The organism is Nocardia sp. NBC_01499 (genome assembly GCF_045040275.1).
GTDB lineage: Bacteria > Actinomycetota > Actinomycetes > Mycobacteriales > Mycobacteriaceae > Nocardia.
In genome coordinates this window covers 4,266,577-4,283,561 of record NZ_CP109426.1, presented here as the reverse complement: position 1 = coordinate 4,283,561, position 16,985 = coordinate 4,266,577, and the positions used below count along the sequence as shown (strand labels likewise).

At 63.9% G+C, this 16,985-nt stretch carries 16 protein-coding genes and 1 pseudogene; 8 read left to right on the top strand and 9 right to left on the bottom strand.

The genetic code is table 11. The features are described 5' to 3' along the window. Positions 1–79: 79 nt before the first annotated feature. Together OG203_RS19785 and OG203_RS19780 are read right to left on the bottom strand one after the other, a co-directional pair. Positions 80–1,687, bottom strand: a complete 1,608-nt coding sequence (locus tag OG203_RS19785) for a hypothetical protein (RefSeq protein WP_405167121.1) — start codon at positions 1,685–1,687, stop codon at positions 80–82. Positions 1,688–1,968: 281 nt separating this feature from the next. Beyond that, entirely contained in the window at positions 1,969–3,555 is a 1,587-nt protein-coding gene (locus tag OG203_RS19780; protein WP_405167120.1) for a recombinase family protein, read from the bottom strand. Positions 3,556–3,859: 304 nt separating this feature from the next. Here OG203_RS19780 and OG203_RS19775 point away from each other — a divergent pair. The 3 genes and pseudogenes from OG203_RS19775 to OG203_RS19765 all read left to right on the top strand — a co-directional run. Continuing rightward, positions 3,860–3,988: pseudogene (locus OG203_RS19775) on the top strand (exodeoxyribonuclease III); the annotation flags it as partial. Continuing rightward, a complete protein-coding gene (locus tag OG203_RS19770) occupies positions 3,985–4,470 on the top strand; it encodes a ribonuclease domain-containing protein (RefSeq protein WP_405167119.1) in 486 nt (161 codons plus the stop codon). The pseudogene OG203_RS19775 and the gene OG203_RS19770, both read left to right, overlap by 4 nt. Then, positions 4,470–4,952 (top strand): barstar family protein, encoded by a 483-nt coding sequence (locus tag OG203_RS19765; protein ID WP_405167118.1) that lies wholly within the window; start codon positions 4,470–4,472, stop codon positions 4,950–4,952. Before OG203_RS19770 ends, OG203_RS19765 begins: the two co-directional genes overlap by 1 nt. Before the next feature lie 7 nt (positions 4,953–4,959). Here OG203_RS19765 and OG203_RS19760 read toward each other — a convergent pair whose 3' ends face one another. After that, positions 4,960–5,592 (bottom strand): TetR/AcrR family transcriptional regulator, encoded by a 633-nt coding sequence (locus tag OG203_RS19760; protein WP_405167924.1) that lies wholly within the window; start codon positions 5,590–5,592, stop codon positions 4,960–4,962. Positions 5,593–5,657: 65 nt separating this feature from the next. Between OG203_RS19760 and OG203_RS19755 the strand changes: the two genes are divergently transcribed. The 3 genes from OG203_RS19755 to yhjD are packed head-to-tail and all read left to right on the top strand — an operon-like array spanning position 5,658 to position 8,798. Further along, entirely contained in the window at positions 5,658–6,650 is a 993-nt protein-coding gene (locus OG203_RS19755) for an oxygenase MpaB family protein (protein ID WP_405167117.1), read from the top strand. 48 nt (positions 6,651–6,698) lie between these two features. Further along, positions 6,699–7,730 carry a tryptophan--tRNA ligase gene (gene trpS / locus OG203_RS19750; protein ID WP_405167116.1) on the top strand — a complete coding sequence of 344 codons (1,032 nt, stop codon included), beginning with the start codon at positions 6,699–6,701 and terminating at the stop codon, positions 7,728–7,730. Positions 7,731–7,769: 39 nt separating this feature from the next. After that, positions 7,770–8,798, top strand: coding sequence for an inner membrane protein YhjD (gene yhjD, locus OG203_RS19745; RefSeq protein ID WP_405167115.1), 1,029 nt, complete (start codon positions 7,770–7,772; stop codon positions 8,796–8,798). Here the strand turns inward: yhjD and OG203_RS19740 are convergent. The 5 genes from OG203_RS19740 to OG203_RS19720 form a co-directional block, all read right to left on the bottom strand. Beyond that, a complete protein-coding gene (locus OG203_RS19740; protein ID WP_405167114.1) occupies positions 8,769–9,929 on the bottom strand; it encodes an RDD family protein in 1,161 nt (386 codons plus the stop codon). The two genes, yhjD and OG203_RS19740, sit on opposite strands and share 30 nt — an antisense overlap. 4 nt (positions 9,930–9,933) lie before the next feature. Then, a complete protein-coding gene (locus tag OG203_RS19735; protein WP_405167113.1) occupies positions 9,934–10,593 on the bottom strand; it encodes a hypothetical protein in 660 nt (219 codons plus the stop codon). A gap of 1 nt (position 10,594) precedes the next feature. Further along, positions 10,595–11,878, bottom strand: coding sequence for a hypothetical protein (locus OG203_RS19730; protein WP_405167112.1), 1,284 nt, complete (start codon positions 11,876–11,878; stop codon positions 10,595–10,597). Continuing rightward, positions 11,875–12,201, bottom strand: coding sequence for a hypothetical protein (locus OG203_RS19725; protein ID WP_405167111.1), 327 nt, complete (start codon positions 12,199–12,201; stop codon positions 11,875–11,877). The genes OG203_RS19730 and OG203_RS19725 overlap by 4 nt, the downstream gene beginning before the upstream one ends. A 126-nt stretch (positions 12,202–12,327) precedes the next feature. Next, positions 12,328–13,614, bottom strand: a complete 1,287-nt coding sequence (locus OG203_RS19720) for a D-alanyl-D-alanine carboxypeptidase family protein (protein WP_405167110.1) — start codon at positions 13,612–13,614, stop codon at positions 12,328–12,330. 121 nt (positions 13,615–13,735) lie between these two features. Between OG203_RS19720 and OG203_RS19715 the strand changes: the two genes are divergently transcribed. Continuing rightward, positions 13,736–15,280 carry an MFS transporter gene (locus tag OG203_RS19715; protein WP_405167109.1) on the top strand — a complete coding sequence of 515 codons (1,545 nt, stop codon included), beginning with the start codon at positions 13,736–13,738 and terminating at the stop codon, positions 15,278–15,280. Further along, positions 15,270–15,893, top strand: a complete 624-nt coding sequence (locus OG203_RS19710; RefSeq protein ID WP_405167108.1) for a TetR family transcriptional regulator — start codon at positions 15,270–15,272, stop codon at positions 15,891–15,893. The genes OG203_RS19715 and OG203_RS19710 overlap by 11 nt, the downstream gene beginning before the upstream one ends. Positions 15,894–15,930: 37 nt before the next feature. Here OG203_RS19710 and OG203_RS19705 read toward each other — a convergent pair whose 3' ends face one another. Next, positions 15,931–16,830 (bottom strand): phenylalanine 4-monooxygenase, encoded by a 900-nt coding sequence (locus OG203_RS19705; RefSeq protein ID WP_405167107.1) that lies wholly within the window; start codon positions 16,828–16,830, stop codon positions 15,931–15,933. Between the last annotated feature and the right edge of the window lie 155 nt (positions 16,831–16,985).

Sequence of the window (16,985 nt, the reverse complement as noted above, 5' to 3'; positions counted from 1 at the left end):
CGACGAAGGCCCCGGCGCAAACCGGGGCCTATTTTCGTTCCTAAGCCACGAAGCCAAGGGGCTTCACACCCTGGACGATTCAGACGATGCCGGGCCACTCCCCGGACTCCCAGCGTCGACGTTTCTCGTCGGCAATGTCCCGGTCGATCTCCTCCGTAACCTGAGCCTCGATCGTGGCTTTGTCCTCGTCGGTCAACTCATCTGCTGCACTCTGTTGGCGTGCACCAGCCAATCGCATCTTGGTACGGAAACCTTCCCGGTTCCGTTCGTTCTGCTCGGCCTGCCGGACAGCCCGGTCGATAGTCCCAAACTCCACCGCCAACTCATCCAAACGGCGGGAGTCTCCGGAAACCTCCCACCGAATACCGGTCTTCACAGCTAGACCGTGTTTACCCAACTCGATCAGATGACGATCAACGGTTCGACGGTTCCCGCCGACCGTGTCGGCAATCTCTAGGGCCGTCATCGGACGGCCAGCATTCTTCAATATCAACCATGTCTGTCCTCGGTTCTTGCCGAGTCCAGAACCGTTACGGAAGACCGGGTGCATCAACACCCGGTCATCACCAAGTTGGTCATCAGTACCGCACATAGTTCTTATATCTAACTGGGGGGACGTACTAAGTGCGGTCATCTTGTCCACCGTTGGTCCGAATCGGTAGGTATCGGCGTCCCCCAATCGGGACGCTTTCACCCTGACCAACCAATCTGCATCAACCAACCGGCTCAGCGCTTTACGCGCTGTCTTGTCTTGGATCTGGGCAACCTCAGCGATACGCCGTGAACCGAACGCCAGCGCTGTTGTCGCCGACGTAGTACCCAGCTCGCACAACGCGAGCATCACAGCCCGATCGGTATTCCCGGTCTTTCCCGGCCACGGTGCCCCCATTACCTGAGCCCGGACGTTCTCCAAGTCGGCAACGATCTGTTTCGGCGATAGCTGATCGGCTGACTTCTCCCAGACTCGAACTAGGAATGCTTCAGGGTCTTCGGTGCCCTCACCGTTGACGAGCGCGAAATACTTCGTGCTACACCCGTTCGTCGGATTCGTCATCGCTGCACGGAAATATTCGAACCCGTACCCGCAACGACGAAGACCAGACGCAACCGCCAACGCCATAGGAGAACGCCCCGAGTATTTACCTTCGGGGTCACCGTCGTTGATTACCGAAATCAACCACGGAGGCAGGTTCTTGTACCGCGTCTCGTCATGTTCCGAGGGTCCGAGTACCTCCAACGCTTTTTCGACCGTCAGCGGGACAATCAGAGCCGTTTGCAGCCCTAGCCGATGCGGAGCCAACGGCGGACGTATCGCCTTGGTGTGCCGATGGGCATCTTTACCGATACCTAACGTCACCGCTTGGTGTTCCACCGCCGCACGATCATCAGTCTGGATATAGAGATGCTGGTGATTCTCTCGACCCGACGAAACCAGCAACGTCGGCAGTGCCACGGATTCGGACCATTGCCGAAGACGTTCCCCCGACTCCACAAGTTCCGGCGTATCCAGATCGAACGCCGTAAGCGTCGCCTTGACGTTCACTATGAATGCCTGACCGGACGCCACCGCGTCTTCGATAGGAATCCACCCAGCGGGATCGGCACCGTTCCACTCATCAATCAGCCGGGCCTTACCGCCCCGCTTCACCACTGCCAGCGCCAACGCCAACACATCCGACTCCGACACAGTCCCCACCCCTTCACTCATCAACTACCAACAGCCACCGTACCGGCCTCATGCGACAACTAGCCGTACTCGCCTACCCCCGAACCGATTACGGCCGTCTCCGGCCAAACCAGCACCCACTACGCGCCCCCGGCGCGGCTACCCACGCAACAGAGAGGCCCCTCCCGCAGGAAGGGCCTAAACTGTGAACCGATTGTCAGCGCTATCCGCTTCCAACCGTCACAACGGTCACTGTGAGCAATGCTGATTTAGACACTTGCTTCTCGAACTGGTATTCAGCGTCAGAGCAGTGGAGAGCCCCAACCACCGTCGGCGGTGACTGCCCACGGCAGACTGTTCCTGCGTTGTTCTCTTCGCTTTTCCGCCACATCCTCCGGAATATTCAGAGCGTCGTACAATTCATCTGGCACATGGAGCCTGCAATCGGGAGGTTGCAGACTGGTGATATACAACCTGATCCCCGCTCTCATGAGCAAGGCTCGCCGTTCCTCCGGGTTCATCCGCTCATATGCCTCTGCGTAAGTCTCCTCAGTGGGTTCGTCTATGTAGTGCGCTTCACTCTGGGGGAGTGATTCGAGTTGCTGCCGCTTTTCGACCAGAGCGGCCAGACGTTCTCGATAGTCTTCCTGTCCGCCTTCGTAGGCATAGAATCCAAGATCGAATTCATCTCGGATACTCGACATGGCGCGGGTGACGGCTTCAAGTTCGTCTGTGTGGTCCTCGCCCGGAATAAACTTACGGACCGTAACCGGCAGGTCGTGGAGTTCGACAATTACGCCGTTATTCAAGATTCTTTGTACCATCGATTCAGTGAATGTGCATCCGATGCATCGAGGTTTGCCCGATTTCGGGACACATCGGTAATATGAATACTTCTTGGTGCCATTGGTATTCACTACCCGGTACAGCCTGTTCTCGCACTTGCCGCAGTAAACGACCCCGAGCAGCGGGGCTGCGCCGTGTGAGCGCTCACGAGTACGTGAGCGATTGCGTAGGATTTCCTGAATCTGATTCCACTGTTCCTCGTTGAATATTCCTGTAGGCGTGTATCGGATGGGCATCCCATCCGCGCCACGGGCAAGCCTGCGTTCCCTAACTGAGCGGCCAATTAGTTTGAAACCCTGAGTGGCGGGAGACTTGAGGATTTTCCCGACACTCGATTGGTTCCAAGTATCGCTTATCTCAGTTTTGCGCTTAGCTCCCTCTTTGTGATAGTACCTGGCAGGTGTCGGGAAGCTCTCTGCTGTCAGTCTTGCGGCTATCTCCCATTGAGATTTCCCTGATAGCGTCATTTCTCCCATGATTCGAACCGCTTCGGATGACACAGGATCAATCGCCAGGGTCTTACCGGCGCGAGCGTGATCAACGATTCGATAACCGTACGGCGGTTGTCCGCCGGGCCAACGATCCATCTTCCTCAGCGCAACGTGAGAATCCTTTACGCGGGTTGCAAGCGTGCCCGCCTCAAGCTCGCCGAGTGCGGCAATAATCGCCGCCATTGCCTTGCCAAACGGTGTGCTTAGGTCAAACCCTTCGGTAGTGGATACCAAAGACTTGCCGTTAGCCTCGCACCAAGAAAGCAAATCAGCGAGGTCCTTGGATGACCGCACCAGGCGGTCAAGCCTCCACGCCACGATCACGTCGAATTCGTGATGCCGGTTCTTCAGCCAGTCGCCTAGCTCCGGCCGATCGAACGGTGAGTACTTGGTGGCGGACACATCTAGGTCGGTCGCTGCCCCTACCTCTGTCCATCCGCGACCTTGCACCGTGTTGCGTCCGTGTTCCAGCTGCCGGGCTGGTGACGTAGATTCGTCAGTCATGACGGACAGCCGTGCAACCAGCAATGCGCGCAAAGTATCGCTACCCACGTGCTACCCCCTCAATCAGCGCCGCTACTGCTTCCCTGCGGGTTCGATGCCCCTCCGAGTTCCATCGTGCCGCAGTGTCGCCCTGTTTCCGGTGGCAGGCTCCCCAGCGTCGGCCGCCGTCGCCCCATCCGCGCCATTCGCGTTCGTCTGCAATCCAGCCGACCCATTCCTCCGACTCGGTGTAGCACCGGTAAACGACGGTGCCGCCGCCCCACGGAGTGTGATCAGGGTCTTTCACGAGTCTGAGCATGTCTCTCGGTTCCTCACGGTCGGTTCCAGTTCTTGTAGAACCGAGTCGATCCGCTGGCGCATCGATTACCAGCTCGCCCGCGGTGATCTCGCGGCGCGCGCCAAGCAGGCCGTCGTGGAACGCGCCGCCGCCTACGACCAGCGCTGGTCCGATCACGCGCCGGTCACGGTGCAGTACCGATGAACCTGTCGCCCAAGGCAATTCGTTCGATCGCGGTCGGTGGCGCGGTGGTGCTCGCGCTGATCGTCGTCGCGGTCCTCGGACTGCGCGGCGGCGGTAACGACACCGTCGCGGCCACCACAACGGCGCGAGCCACCAGCGCCGCGCCCGCCACCGGCGCGCCGCGGCTACCGAACGCCGCCCCGCCGGTCAGTCAAGCGCCGGGTGTACCCGCGCAGGCCTACGACACCCTGCGCGAAATCGACGCGGGTCGCTGGCCCGGTTCGGCGAACGCCCCGGGCACCAAGGGCGGTGACCGCTGGATGAATCGCGCGGGCACGCTGGCCACCAAAGATAGTGCGGGCAAACCGATCACCTATCAGGAGTGGGACGTGAACCCCAAACAGCGCGGCCGATCCAGGGACGCCGAACGGATCGTCACCGGCAGCGACGGATCGGCCTGGTACACCGGGGACCACTACGAGACCTTCACGAGGATGCGCTGATGACCAAGCCGATCCCGTTGTCGCAGTTCCTCGCTCGCCCCGTCGATGCGGATTCGCGCGTGCAATCGTCCGCGCCCGCACTCGGCGCGGCCAGCGTCGACGCCGCCGAGCTGAGTAGCGTGCGCTACCGTGCGCCGTCCGGCTACCTGGTGCGCGAACTGCGCGGCACGAAGATGCGGACGGTCGCGCGGGTATTCGACGAAATCGCCGCGGCCATGCAGTTTCCGTACTACTTCGGTCAGAACAAAGACGCGTTCGACGAATGCCTGCGTGATCTGGACGATTTCGTCGGCGAAGGCACGGGATACGTTGTCGTGATCCGTGATTCGGCGGACCTGCTGGCCGAGGAGCCGGCCGAGCGAGAGTGGTTCGCCGAGGCGATGCGTGACTGCGCCGAGTACTGGTCGCGCAAGGGTGTCTCGTTTCGCGTTGTCCTGCAAGGCGAAACGACCGGACTGCACGACGTTTCGCTGGAGCTCTGAGCGGGCGTCAGGCCAATCGGCGCGCCAAATCCTCACCGAGCAGGACGAATACGTCGGTGGTGTGCTCGATCAGCTCGTCGCGGGTGAGCGGCAGTTCGCCTTGTAACCACGCGGTGAGCGTCTGCACCAGGCCGCCGACGAGATAGTTGGCGCGAAAGTCGATCGCCGGATCGGAGTTCGGGTCATCGATCCCGTAGAAGTCGACGCCCTCGGCCGCGACCATCCGCGTGAACACCCGCACCGTTTCCGTGGTGCGGGCCCGCAACTCCGGCGTCGCCATCCCGGCGACCAGGGTGACCTTGGCCTTGCGCGGGTCGTCGGTGAGCAGGTGGATGCCTGCGGCGATCGCGGCACGCGCCGTGCTCCGCGAGTCCTTCGGCGCGCCGCCGACCGCCGCGACGATCGCGATCGCGAGTTCCTCGGCGATCGTGTCGACGAGTGCGGTCAGCACGGCATCGCGGCTGTCGAAGCTCTCGTAGTAGTACCGCTCGTTCAGCCCGGCCTGCGCGCACAGTCCCGATACGGTCAGCTTGGCCAGCCCCTGCGCGCCGATGATCTCCAACGCGGCCTCCAGCAACGCCGCGCGCCGCTGCGCCCGCCGCTCGTCCGCGGAGATCCCGCCATACGTCCGCTGTGCCATCACGACTCGATTCTGGCACGGGAGCATTCTGGTAGAGGGTATTGCCAGAATGGATAATCTGGCGGATGCTGTTGCCAGATGCTCTCGACGAGGAGGCGGCAATGTCCGAGCCCGGCTACTTCAGCGACCACTCCATGGCCAGGCGGGTCATGAGCAAACGAGTGGTCGGCCTGACCTACGGCCAGCGCGCCCTGGTTGTCGGCGCGGTCAACCCGCTGCTCTACGTGGGCACCGCGGAGAACACCGAGCATCGGATGACGCCGTATACCCGCCTCTCGCTCACCGGCCACTTGTTCGAGGCGGTCTTCCTCGGCAGCAAAGCGGAGGCGGATCGGGCACTCGAGTTCACCACGAAGAAGCACGCAAGGGTGCGCGGTGCACTGCCGGAAGACGCCGGGAAACACCACCCAGCGGGCACCGGCTATTCCGCGCTCGACCCACACCTGATGTACATGACGATGGCGTTCACCTTCGACTCCGCCGAGGTGATGTACGACCTGCTGGTCCGCACCCTGACCGACGGCGAGCGCGAGGGCCTATATCAGGATTATGTGCGCTGGGCCGAGCTGTTCGGCATGCCCGCCGACGCGGCACCGGCCAGCTACCCGGAGTTCCGCGCCTCCTTCGACGCCTACCTCGCCTCCGACGAGCTGTTCCTCACCGACGAGGCGCGACTCGTCGGCTCCTACCTGGCAGGGCAGCGCGTGCCGTATCCGCAACGGATGCCACTGCAACAGGTCACCACAGCGGCTTTCCTGCTGGTGCAGGGCAGCCTGCCGCCGCGGATCCGGCAGCTGTACGGCATGCGCTGGGGATTGGCCGACCAGATCGCCTACCGGGCACTCGGCCAGGCCGTGCGCACCGCGCATCTGGCGCCGCCGCTGCTGCCGCCGGTGTTGCGTGGCACCCTGCTCGGCCCGAGCGCGCCGGTCTACAAGCTCGTTTCGCGTCGTGAACACAAGCTCGTCACCAAAGGGCGGCCGAGTATGCCTGGAGTAGACCCGCGTAATTGGGTGGAGCGAAATTCGATTGAGCAGCGTCGCGCAGCGACTCGATGAGGGGTGGTGGCCGGGCGACGGGTGGGCGCGGCATGGAAAGATCGGGGTATGTCCGTTCCTGCAGAAACCCCGGCCGCTGAGCGCAAGCAGCGGGTCCTTTCCGGGATCCAGCCCACCGGCACCTCGTTCCACCTCGGCAACTACCTTGGGGCGCTGCAGTACTGGGTGACCATGCAGGACGATTACGACGCGCTGTACTTCATCCCGAACCTGCACGCGATCACCGTGCCGCAGGATCCGAAGGCGCTGCGGGCGCAGACCAAGGCCGCCGCCGCGCAACTGCTCGCCCTCGGCATCGACCCGAAGAAGTCGACGTTGTTCGTGCAGAGCCAGGTGCCCGAGCACGCCGAGCTAGCCTGGGTGCTCAGCTGCATCACCGGATTCGGTGAGGCGAGCCGGATGACCCAGTTCAAGGACAAGTCGGTCAAGCAGGGCTCGGACAACGCGTCGGTCGGGCTGTTCACCTATCCGGTGCTGATGGCGTCGGATATCCTGCTCTACCGCCCGCATCAGGTGCCGGTCGGCGAGGACCAGCGCCAGCACCTCGAGCTGACCCGAAATCTGGCGCAGCGCTTCAACACCCGGTTCAAGAAGACCTTCGTCGTGCCCGAGGCGCACATCGAAAAGGGCACCGCCAAGATCTACGATCTGCAGGACCCGACCTCGAAGATGAGCAAGTCGGCCGCCAGCGACGCGGGCCTGATCAACCTGCTCGACGATCCGAAGATCACCGCCAAGCGGGTGCGTTCCGCGGTGACCGACACCGAGCGCGAGATCCGCTACGACGTCGAGCACAAGCCCGGTGTCAGCAACCTGCTGGTGATCCTGAGCTCGCTGTCCGGTACACCGATCGTCACGCTCGAAAATGACTATGCGGGCAAGGGCTACGGTGATCTGAAATCCGACGTCGCCGACGCGCTGGTCGAATTTGTCACGCCATTGCAGGCGAAGGTGCAAGAGTATTTGTCGGATCAGGGCGAACTCGACCGTATCCTCGCCGCCGGTGCCGAGCGCGCGCGAGAGATCGCCGGCAACACCCTCGCACAGGTATACGACCGAGTGGGCCTGCTGGCCCGCTAGCGGGCGGCACCTGCGAGATCTCTCCTAAGGGGCGAACTGGTGCAGGTGATCGACAACATCAAGGCCGGGATCGAACGACGGATCCAGGCGCTGCCATGGCTGGACCATCTGGTGCGCGCGGGCGGGCGGTATCAGCGGCAACGCGGCGACTACTTCGCGGCGGGCATCACGTATTTCACGGTGCTTTCGCTGTTTCCGCTGCTGATGGTCGCCTTCGCGATCGCGGGCTTCGTGCTGTCCAGTCACCCGGAATTGCTCAGCGAACTACAGACCAAGATCGTCGACAATGTTCCCGGCTCGCTCGGCACCCAGCTGAACGATCTGATCGATCAGGCTGTCAGGTCCCGCGGCACCGTCGGCATCCTCGGTCTGCTGGCCGGGATCTGGACCGGTCTCGGCTGGATGGCCAACCTGCGGGCGGCGTTGACCGAACAGTGGGAGCAGAAGAGCGAGGACCAGAACTGGTTCCTCGCCAAGCTGTCCGATCTCGGCGCGCTGCTCGGCCTCGGCCTGGCCTTCGTTGTCTCCCTCGGCCTTTCCGCGCTCGCGTCCAGCACCCTCGGCGCCCGGCTACTGATCAGCCTCGGCCTCGCGCACCTGCCCGGCGCCCGCCTGCTGCTGGCGCTCGCCTCGATCCTGCTCGGCTTCCTCGCCTCCTGGGCGGTGTTCGCCTGGATCATCGCCCGCCTGCCCCGCGAACCGGTCACCCTGGCCAGCGCCGCCAAGGCCGCCGCGCTCGCCGCCCTGGTCTTCGAGGTCTTCAAGTTCGTCGCCTCGATCTACCTGCAAAAGGTGCTGAGCAGTCCCGCGGGCGCCGCCTTCGGTTCGATCATCGGCCTGATGGTCTTCAGCTACGTCACCTACCGCATCATCCTGTTCGCCACCGCCTGGGCCGCCACCGCCGCCGACAACGAACCCGAAGCGGAAATCCCCGCACCCCCCGCCGCCATCATCGCCCCCCGCATCTCAGCCCGCGAACTCTCCGTCGGCGCGGGCGCAACCTTCTTCGGTGCGGGAGCCCTTGCCGCCCTGGCCCTTTCAAGCCTGCGCCGCCCGCGCGGCCGGTGATTCCTTGCCGCGCGGTACGTCTCGTCGTCGCACCGCGGGCAGGAAGTAGTCCTCGAGCTGGTCCGGGCCTGGCCCACCGAGTAGGCCATAGGGGAGGTATACATGCAACAACCACACTGCCAGCAAGCGGCCGAATGACGGGTACTTGCCGTCCTGCGGTCGGATGACGACCAATCCGAACAATGCCTTACCGATTGTTGTGTGAAATATCGACTGGATGACGATCCGGTCGAATGCGGAGGCGGCGAGGAAAAAGCCCACCGCGACAACAGGATTGACACCGAGGTGCTGCCAGTCGTGCCGCGCGACGGCGTCCGGAGAGAACTCGGGACTTACCGCAATCGCGGCACCAACGCCGCATCCCACGTGGATCATCCAATCGATGATGAAGGCGAGTACGCGCCGCAGCATGCGTGGCGAGGGGTACTGGTCATCGTCCTTCCCGCCATGCCGTTTCGGTTTTTCGTGCGAATCGTCGACAGGGGTCATCGAGATCCGTCCGCGCTCCCGTGTCAGCTGATACTCGGGTCCTGGTGATGTGCTCCGATCTGGCTGATCACTTAGATCATTCGTTCTGAAGGTGAGTTTCGGCGGTGTTCTGGAACTAGAGCGGTAGGCATAACGCAAATCACCGCCGCCTGGCCTGGATATGACGCCGTACTTCATCGGATCGCCGGCGAACCAGATCTCGGAGGTGCTGTGGTTCACTAGTTTTCCGATATCTTTTGGCCATGTGCTCAGTATGAGCGTAGACACTGGCTGTCGATTCTGGTCGAGTAGTTGTATCCATTCGTATCGGCCAGTGGAGATATAGCTCACTGGCCAGGACAACCATGGATATCGCTTGAGTGCTTTCCGTCTTCTCCGATTGGTCCATAGCAGTACTCCACCGAGGATCAGCCCGACCGTCATGCTGGCCGCCGACAGATTTATGCCGAGCGAAACGAGCGTCTCCAGGTTCTTCGAGGTGACCCTCGGTTGGATATCTATCAAGACCACCGTGAGCGGCAAGCAGCCGAGGCCGATCAGGAAGAGAAGCCAGCGCCTGGCACTGCCTTTCCGCATCGCAACGCTGGTCGCCGGGTAGGACTTTGCGGGTGGCGGTGCGATTACCTTGTCGGGCGTGATCATCGGCTCACAGATCCAATGAGGAGGGTGCACTGGACCGAACCGATGGAGTGGCAAAGTCCACCGAAGCTGCCATGGCAGCGATCATCGGAACGAATTCCTCGCCATATTCTACGAACGAAGTCGAGAATTCGATGACCGTAATGGTGGCGCCGTCCGACGAGGGAACAATGGCCTCCAGCTGGTATACTTTTTCGTCGAGATCGACGGATGTCCGATCAGGGAGGTCGGGAGCTGGGAACGTCCGCACTCTGTCGAGCATCAGAATCGACCGGCCTGCTATGTCAATGAGCTCAACGTTTGTGAAGGTCTCGCCACCGCTGCTTCTTGCCGTCAGTACGTCCGCCAGGGTCAGGCGCGGATTTCGCTGCTCGCCGTACTCGTTTACTGAGACAATCAGATTGGATGATATCAACTGGCCGTCGGCTGAGGAATGTCGGCCAAGACCGCAATAGACGGCGTTCAGCTGCGTGATCCGGGTAAGGAGCACTTTCAACGCCTGCAGCACAGCTGGTGCTGCTGACCTCACGGCGCCGGGGCCGATCTGGGCCAATATTGATCCGGCGCGTGATATCGAGCCGTCGATATCCTCCAGCGGAAGCGCGACATATCCGCCTGGTATGTCGATCGCGATCGACACGGATGCAGATGTTTCGGACACAGACATGTCAATCACCTTGCGACATCACGGGGGTCAGCATCGAGTTGACGACCTTGCCATAGCGGGAGAACAAGTCGATGGCCTCGGTGGCCGTCACGACTTCCGCATGCTTTCCGGCTACACCGGTGGCTTGCAATATGCCGCGAGCGGCATGATCGAGAGTCAGCGCTTCGACAACCTTGGGCACGCCGGGCAGCCCCCCGATGGCCTTGGAGAATATCCCCGGTTCGTGGGTCAGTGCGCTGTATGCGGTTCCACCGAGCCGCTCCAGCACGCCCAACGATTCGGCAGCGTGTTTGACGCCGGCAACCTCCGAACCGCCTCTCAGCAGCCCCCAGCCAACCTTTCCTACGCCAACGCCCGCGCCGCCGACCGGGGCAAGCCCTAGCGAGTCGAGCCCGACCGTCTTCCATGCATCCAGCTCTCCGTTCTTCAGTCCCTCACGTATTTTCGGATCTGACAAGTCCAGCGCCAGCAGTCCCGCAGTGGCGCTGGCGGCGACAGCGAAGGCGATGATGTCGACGGGGGGCGGCGTCACAAGGGCGACCAAGCCACCGACCGCGGCAATGATCGAGAGCGCTTGGTGGACGCCAACGCGATGCTCATCGATCCACTTACCGACGGCCTTGACTGCGTCGGCGATGCGGTCCCAAATGCTCTTGTCCGGCGGGCTCGGGGCGAAATCCTTTGCGGCGGCGTCCAACTCGGCGGCGATGCGGCGGGCGGTGGTGTCGTGCTGGCTTTCCAGGTCGCGGGCGCGCTGGAGGATGGCGTTGATCTTTGCCTGCCAGTCGTCGACCGAGGTGCTGGCCGAGCGGACCTGGGCGGTGGCCGCGTCGAGGCGGGATTGGGCGGCTTGCAGTTCACCTTGGTCGGTGAACATCACGTTCGCGAGGCCGAGGTCCGGGTTGGCCTGGGCGCGTTGCAGGGCCGCGACGGCCTGGGTGTGTTGGCCTTTGGCGTCGGCGGCCTCGGCCTCGAGTCCCTTGGCGGAGTCCTGGTAGCCGACCAGGTCGGTGTGCCATTGGTCGAGCAGGCCGACGGCGCGTTCGAGGGACTTCTGCGCGTAGCCGAGGTCTTGGGCGAGGGTGGCGTCGAAGTTGCTGCGGAAGGCGTCGCCGGCGTCGCCCTTCCAGACGTTGTCGTTGCTGTTGCGCAGGCGGGTGAGCAGGTCGTTGGTTTCCTTGACCGCGTCCGCCGAGGTGTTGATCTGCCCGCGCAGCCCGGCGACGTCGGTGGGTGCGCCGGGGACCGGGTTGAAACCCAGGTTGGGATACGGGTTCGCACTCATGCCTTGGCCTGTGTCTTTCCGTCGATGGCACTCGTGACCTGCGCGAGCGCTGCGGCAAGGGCATTGTCGACGTCCTGGTAGGCGTCATGGCATTTGGCAACACCGTCCGCGGTGACCTTCGCCGATTCGCCGATCCGCTCGATCCCGAAATGCCATCGCCGCTGGAAACTATCGGCGGCGTCATTGAGCACCTTCGTACCGATATCGCCGTGACCGTCCTTGGTCATCGCCTTCATCGCGTCGTTGAGCACCTGCTCGGCACCCCGCAGTGACTGAACCGTCTTGCCCAACATCTCGATGTCGACACCAAGTATTCCGGCCACCTCGATAGACCCCTTTCACACACGGCAACCGCACCCGGTCGGCGGAAGTCACTTACACAAGCCATAGACGCACCGTCGCGGGAAACGGTTCCATCCCCGCGAACATTGTGCGATGAACCCCCGGATCTACCGGCGTCGGCTCATTCGGCGCGCACCGAGGAGCAGGGCGAGGACCAGGATGACGCCGCCGACGATCCACACGGTTCGGTTGTCGCCGTGGCCTTCCTCGTGCGGCGGCTGGGATTCCTGGTCTTTGGGTGGTGGGGAGGCAAGGGCCGCACCGGTTTTCGGCTGCTTACGGTCGGGGTCGGGGAGCCTGCCGACGGACGTGCCGCGGGGGAGGGCGAAGCCGTAGTCGAGCAGGCGAGCCGCCTGGTTCGCGGGGCGCAACGGCAGGACGTCGGCTTTGAGGAGGGTGATGGCGAGTCGGCGGCCGTCGCGTTCGGCGGCGGCGACGAAGGTCTGCCTGGCGTCGTCGGTGTAGCCGGTCTTGCCGCCGATGGCACCGTCGTAGTCGTAGAGCAGGTGGTTGTCGTTGGCGATGGGGAAGCCGGGGTGGTCCTTGTCGTCCTGGATCTTCGGGTTCGCGGGATAGCCGGGGAAGTCCACCTGCTGGGTGTGGATGAGCTCGGCGAACACCGGGATGGTCATGGCCTCGCGGAACAGCACCGACAGGTCGTAGGCCGAAGTGCTCATGCCGGGTCCGTCCAGGCCGGACGGGCTGGCCGCGTGGGTGTCCAAGGCGCCCAACGACTTCGCCAGTTCGTTCATCTTCGCGACGGTGGCCGTCTCGCCGCCGAGCTGGGTGGCGATTGCGTGCGCCGCGTCGTTGCCGGAGGTCATGATCAGGCCCTGCATGAGCTGGTGGTTGGTGTAGCGGCCGCCTGGACCGATGCCGACCCGGGTGCCGTCGGCGTTCGCGTCGTCCTCGGTGCCGATGACGACCTTGTTCAAATCCAGTGTGCGCAAGGCGACTGTGGCGAGCAGCACCTTGATGGTGCTTGCGGGCCGGTAGCGGCCGTGCGGGTCCTTGGCCGCGAGCACCTCGCCGGTGTCGAGGTCGGACAGCTGCCAGGCGGTGGCCGAAATGTCCGGTGGCACAGGTGGTGCCCCCTTGGGCAGCACCACACCGCACTGGCCGAGCTGGCCGCCGCCGACCGGGGGCGTCGGGATGGGCGGCGCGGTCGGCGTCGGCTCCCCTGGCGCCGGGACCTCGGACTCATCGATCGGCGCCGGCGGGCGCGTCTTCTGCGGGCAGCTGTCGGTATTCGGGGTGGTGAACGGCGTCGTTGGCGTGCTCGGCGGCGGCGCGGCGAACGACGGTGCCGCGACCGAACCCGCGATCACCGCCACGGCGGCCAGCGCGGAACCGAGGCAAAGTGTGGCGCGGCGGCGCGAGTCCCGGATCTTCATCGTTCGCGAGCCTAGCGATTTTGCCGTTGGTCGGCCGAATGCACGCCGGAGCGGGTATTGACAGCAGCTACTAAGTGGGAGCTACTATCAAAAAGTAGTTTCTATCTTTTTCGGAGGGGTAATGAAAACAGACTCGACTCGCCGCTGGCTTGCGCTCGGCGCGCTCGCGGTGGCCATGCTGACCATCGGGCTCGACACCACGGTGCTTACCGTGGCGCTGCCGACCCTCGCCGTCGACCTGCACGCGAATACCGCTGCGCTGCAATGGTTCACCGGCGCCTACACGCTGGCGCTCGCTTCGGTGATGCTGCCCGCCGGTGCGCTCGGCGATCGATACGGCCGCAAGAAGTTCCTGCTCGCCGCGCTGCTCGTCTTCGGCGGCGCGTCCATCGCGTGCGCGTTCGCCAGCTCGTCCGGTCAGCTGATCGCGGCCCGGGTGGTGCTCGGTATCGCGGCCGCGGCGATGACGCCGCTGTCGATGGCGGTGCTGCCATCGCTGTTTCCGGAGCCGGCGGCCCGGCAGCGCGCGCTCACCATCTGGATCACCGCGACGGCGATGGGACTGCCGTTGGGTCCGATCGTCGGCGGCTGGCTGCTGCGGAACTTCTGGTGGGGCTCGGTCTTCCTGATCAATGTGCCGATGGTGATCATCGGTGCGCTGGCCGTCTTCGCCCTGGTCCCGGAGTCGCGAAGCGCGAACCGATTCCGCATCGACGTGCCAGGGGTGCTGCTCTCGGCAATCGGCATGCTCGGACTCACCTACGGCTTCATCCGGTTCGGCGAGCACGGTTGGGGCAACGGGTCGGCCGTGGCCGCCGTCGTGGCCGGTGCGCTGTTGCTCGGCGCCTTTGTGCTCTGGCAGCGAAGGACGGCGCATCCGCTGATCGACCTCGCGCTGTTCAAGAACGCCGGATTCCGCTGGGGCACGGTCCTTTCCATCGTCGTCCAATTCGCGATGTTCGGCATGTTCTTTACCGTGCCGCAGTATTTCCAGGCGGTACTCGGAGTGGATGCGCTCGGCAGCGGTCTGCGCCTGCTGCCGCTGATCGGCGGACTGATCGTTGGCAGCAGACTGGGCGACGCGGCACTGCGCAAGCTCGGCACCCGGTTCATGCTCGCCCTCGGCTTCGCCCTGCTGGCGGTCGCGCTCGCGCTCGGCGCGATGACCAACGTGGACAGCGGCTACGGTTTCACCGCGCTGTGGACGACCTTGCTCGGTGCCGGCATGGGGCTGGCGATGCCGACGGCCATGGGCCTGGCGATGGGCGAGCTCACCCCGGAACGTTCCGGTTCCGGCTCCGCGTTGATCCAGGCGCTGCGCCAGGCCGGTGGCACCATCGGTGTCGCGATTCTCGGCACGGTGCTGTCCACCCAGTACCGTTCGCAGCTCGGCTCGTTGAACCACGATCCGATCTCCGATGGCGTGAACGCCGGCGTCGCGGCGGCACACAAGCTCGGTGATTCGGCGGTGCTGCATCAGGTGCAGAGCGCGTTCGTCGGTGGCATGGCCGCGATGCTGTGGGTTTGCGCGGCCCTGTGCGCGGTGGCGGCCGCGGTCGCTCTCGCCTTCGTCCGATCGAAGCAACCCGCTGCGGAAGAGCCGCTGGATATCGTCGGTGGCACCGTCCCGGCCATTGATAGGCCAGAATCGACTTATGTCGGTTGAATTGTCCGGAGAAGAGCCAGCTGTGCGCGGCCTGCGTGAGCGGAAGAAGGAGCGGACCCGCCGGACGATTCGCGTCGAAGCGTTCCGGCTGTTCCGCGAGCAGGGATACAACGAGACCACCATCGAGCAGATCGCGGCGGCCGCTGACGTATCACCGAGCACCTTCTTCCGCTACTTCCCGACCAAGGAACAGTTGGTGCTCGCCGATGACCTCGATCCATTGCTGATCGAGGCCGTCCGGGCGCAGCCGCTCGACCTTTCGCCGCTGACTGCTCTGCGCAATGCGATGGCGGATGTTTTCGCCAACCTGTCCGCGACGGCGCTCGCCTTCGAACAGGAACGTCAGGCGCTGGTCTATCACGTGCCAGAACTGCGGTCGGCCATCGGACTGGAAATGGACCGCAATATCGAAATGGTCGCCACCGTGATGGCCGAACGAGTCGGCGGCACCGCCGACGATTTCGATGTACGGGTACTCGCGGGCGCGATGACCGGCGCCGGCCTTGCCATCGCGCGAATTACGCCGGTGAATCCGGAAAACATCGGCAGGATGCTGGATTTGCTGGAAGCCGGGTTGCCGCTCGAGCAGCGCAATCCCGGCATGCAGGGCTGAGCCCGCGGCCTGCCCGCCGCGGGCTCAGGTCGGAAAACTACTGCGCCCCAGCCGCATTCGAATGCCGCAGCCGGTCAGGGGTCTCGTCGTCCATCGTCGCGAAGAAGCCGCCGATCACGTCCTCGATCTCGGCGACCGACTCCGCGCAGTACAGGATCGGCTGGTAGTGGGTGATGTCGTAGACCGCGGTGCCCATCGCGGCGACATCGAGCGGCCGCAGGTCAGCCTGCCGGAACTCCTCGATCTCACCGTAGGAGGACAGCAGTCCCGCACCGTAGCAGCGGACCTCGTCTTCCTCCCTGACCACCCCGAACTCCATCGAGAACCAGAAGACGTTCGCGAGGAACTTCAGCGCGGGCTCGGTCTCCAAGCGCCCGACCGCCGCGCCGACCGCCTCGTAGATGGCGGCGAAACGTGGGCTCGCGATCTGGTTGGCGTGGCCGATGATCTCGTGGATGGCGTCGGGCTCCGGTGTATACAGCGGCGCCGAATGATGCCGAATGTACTGGGTGGAGTGGAAGGTTCGATCCGCGAACGAACCGAAGAACTGGCGCAGCGGCACCAGCCCGGCGGCCGGGGCGTAGCGGAATCCGCTGAGCGGCACCAGCGCCGCCGACACCTCGTCCAACTGGGGGATGTGGTCCTTGGGCAGTGCGAGCCGAGCCGCCGCCTCCAGTACCTCGGCGCAGGCGTAGATGTCGTGCTTGCGGGCGAGTTCGGCCGAGGCGATTCGCCAGACCCCCTGTTCCTCGTCGGTATAGACGATCTGCGGAACGGGTTTGCCCGGTGCGTAATCGAGTGCGAGCGCGGCGATGGCATTGCGACGGGCCCGGTAGTCCGAGTCGTGCACGCCGGGGTGCTCGTCGCTCAGGTGGACGGTTACATCGCCGTCGCCGGACCGGGTCACCGGTGAGTACAGCTGGGCTTCGGTGAACATACCTTGATGCAAGCACCGCTCAGGCCTCTCGACAACAAAAGCCCGTGCAGGTTGGCAAACTGTCTAGCTGATTGCCCTTTGATCCGTAATTACCGGCATCGGACGAGGCATTCCGGCGACGAGCTGACCAGTGGCCGTCGGGCGGGTGCCGCGCT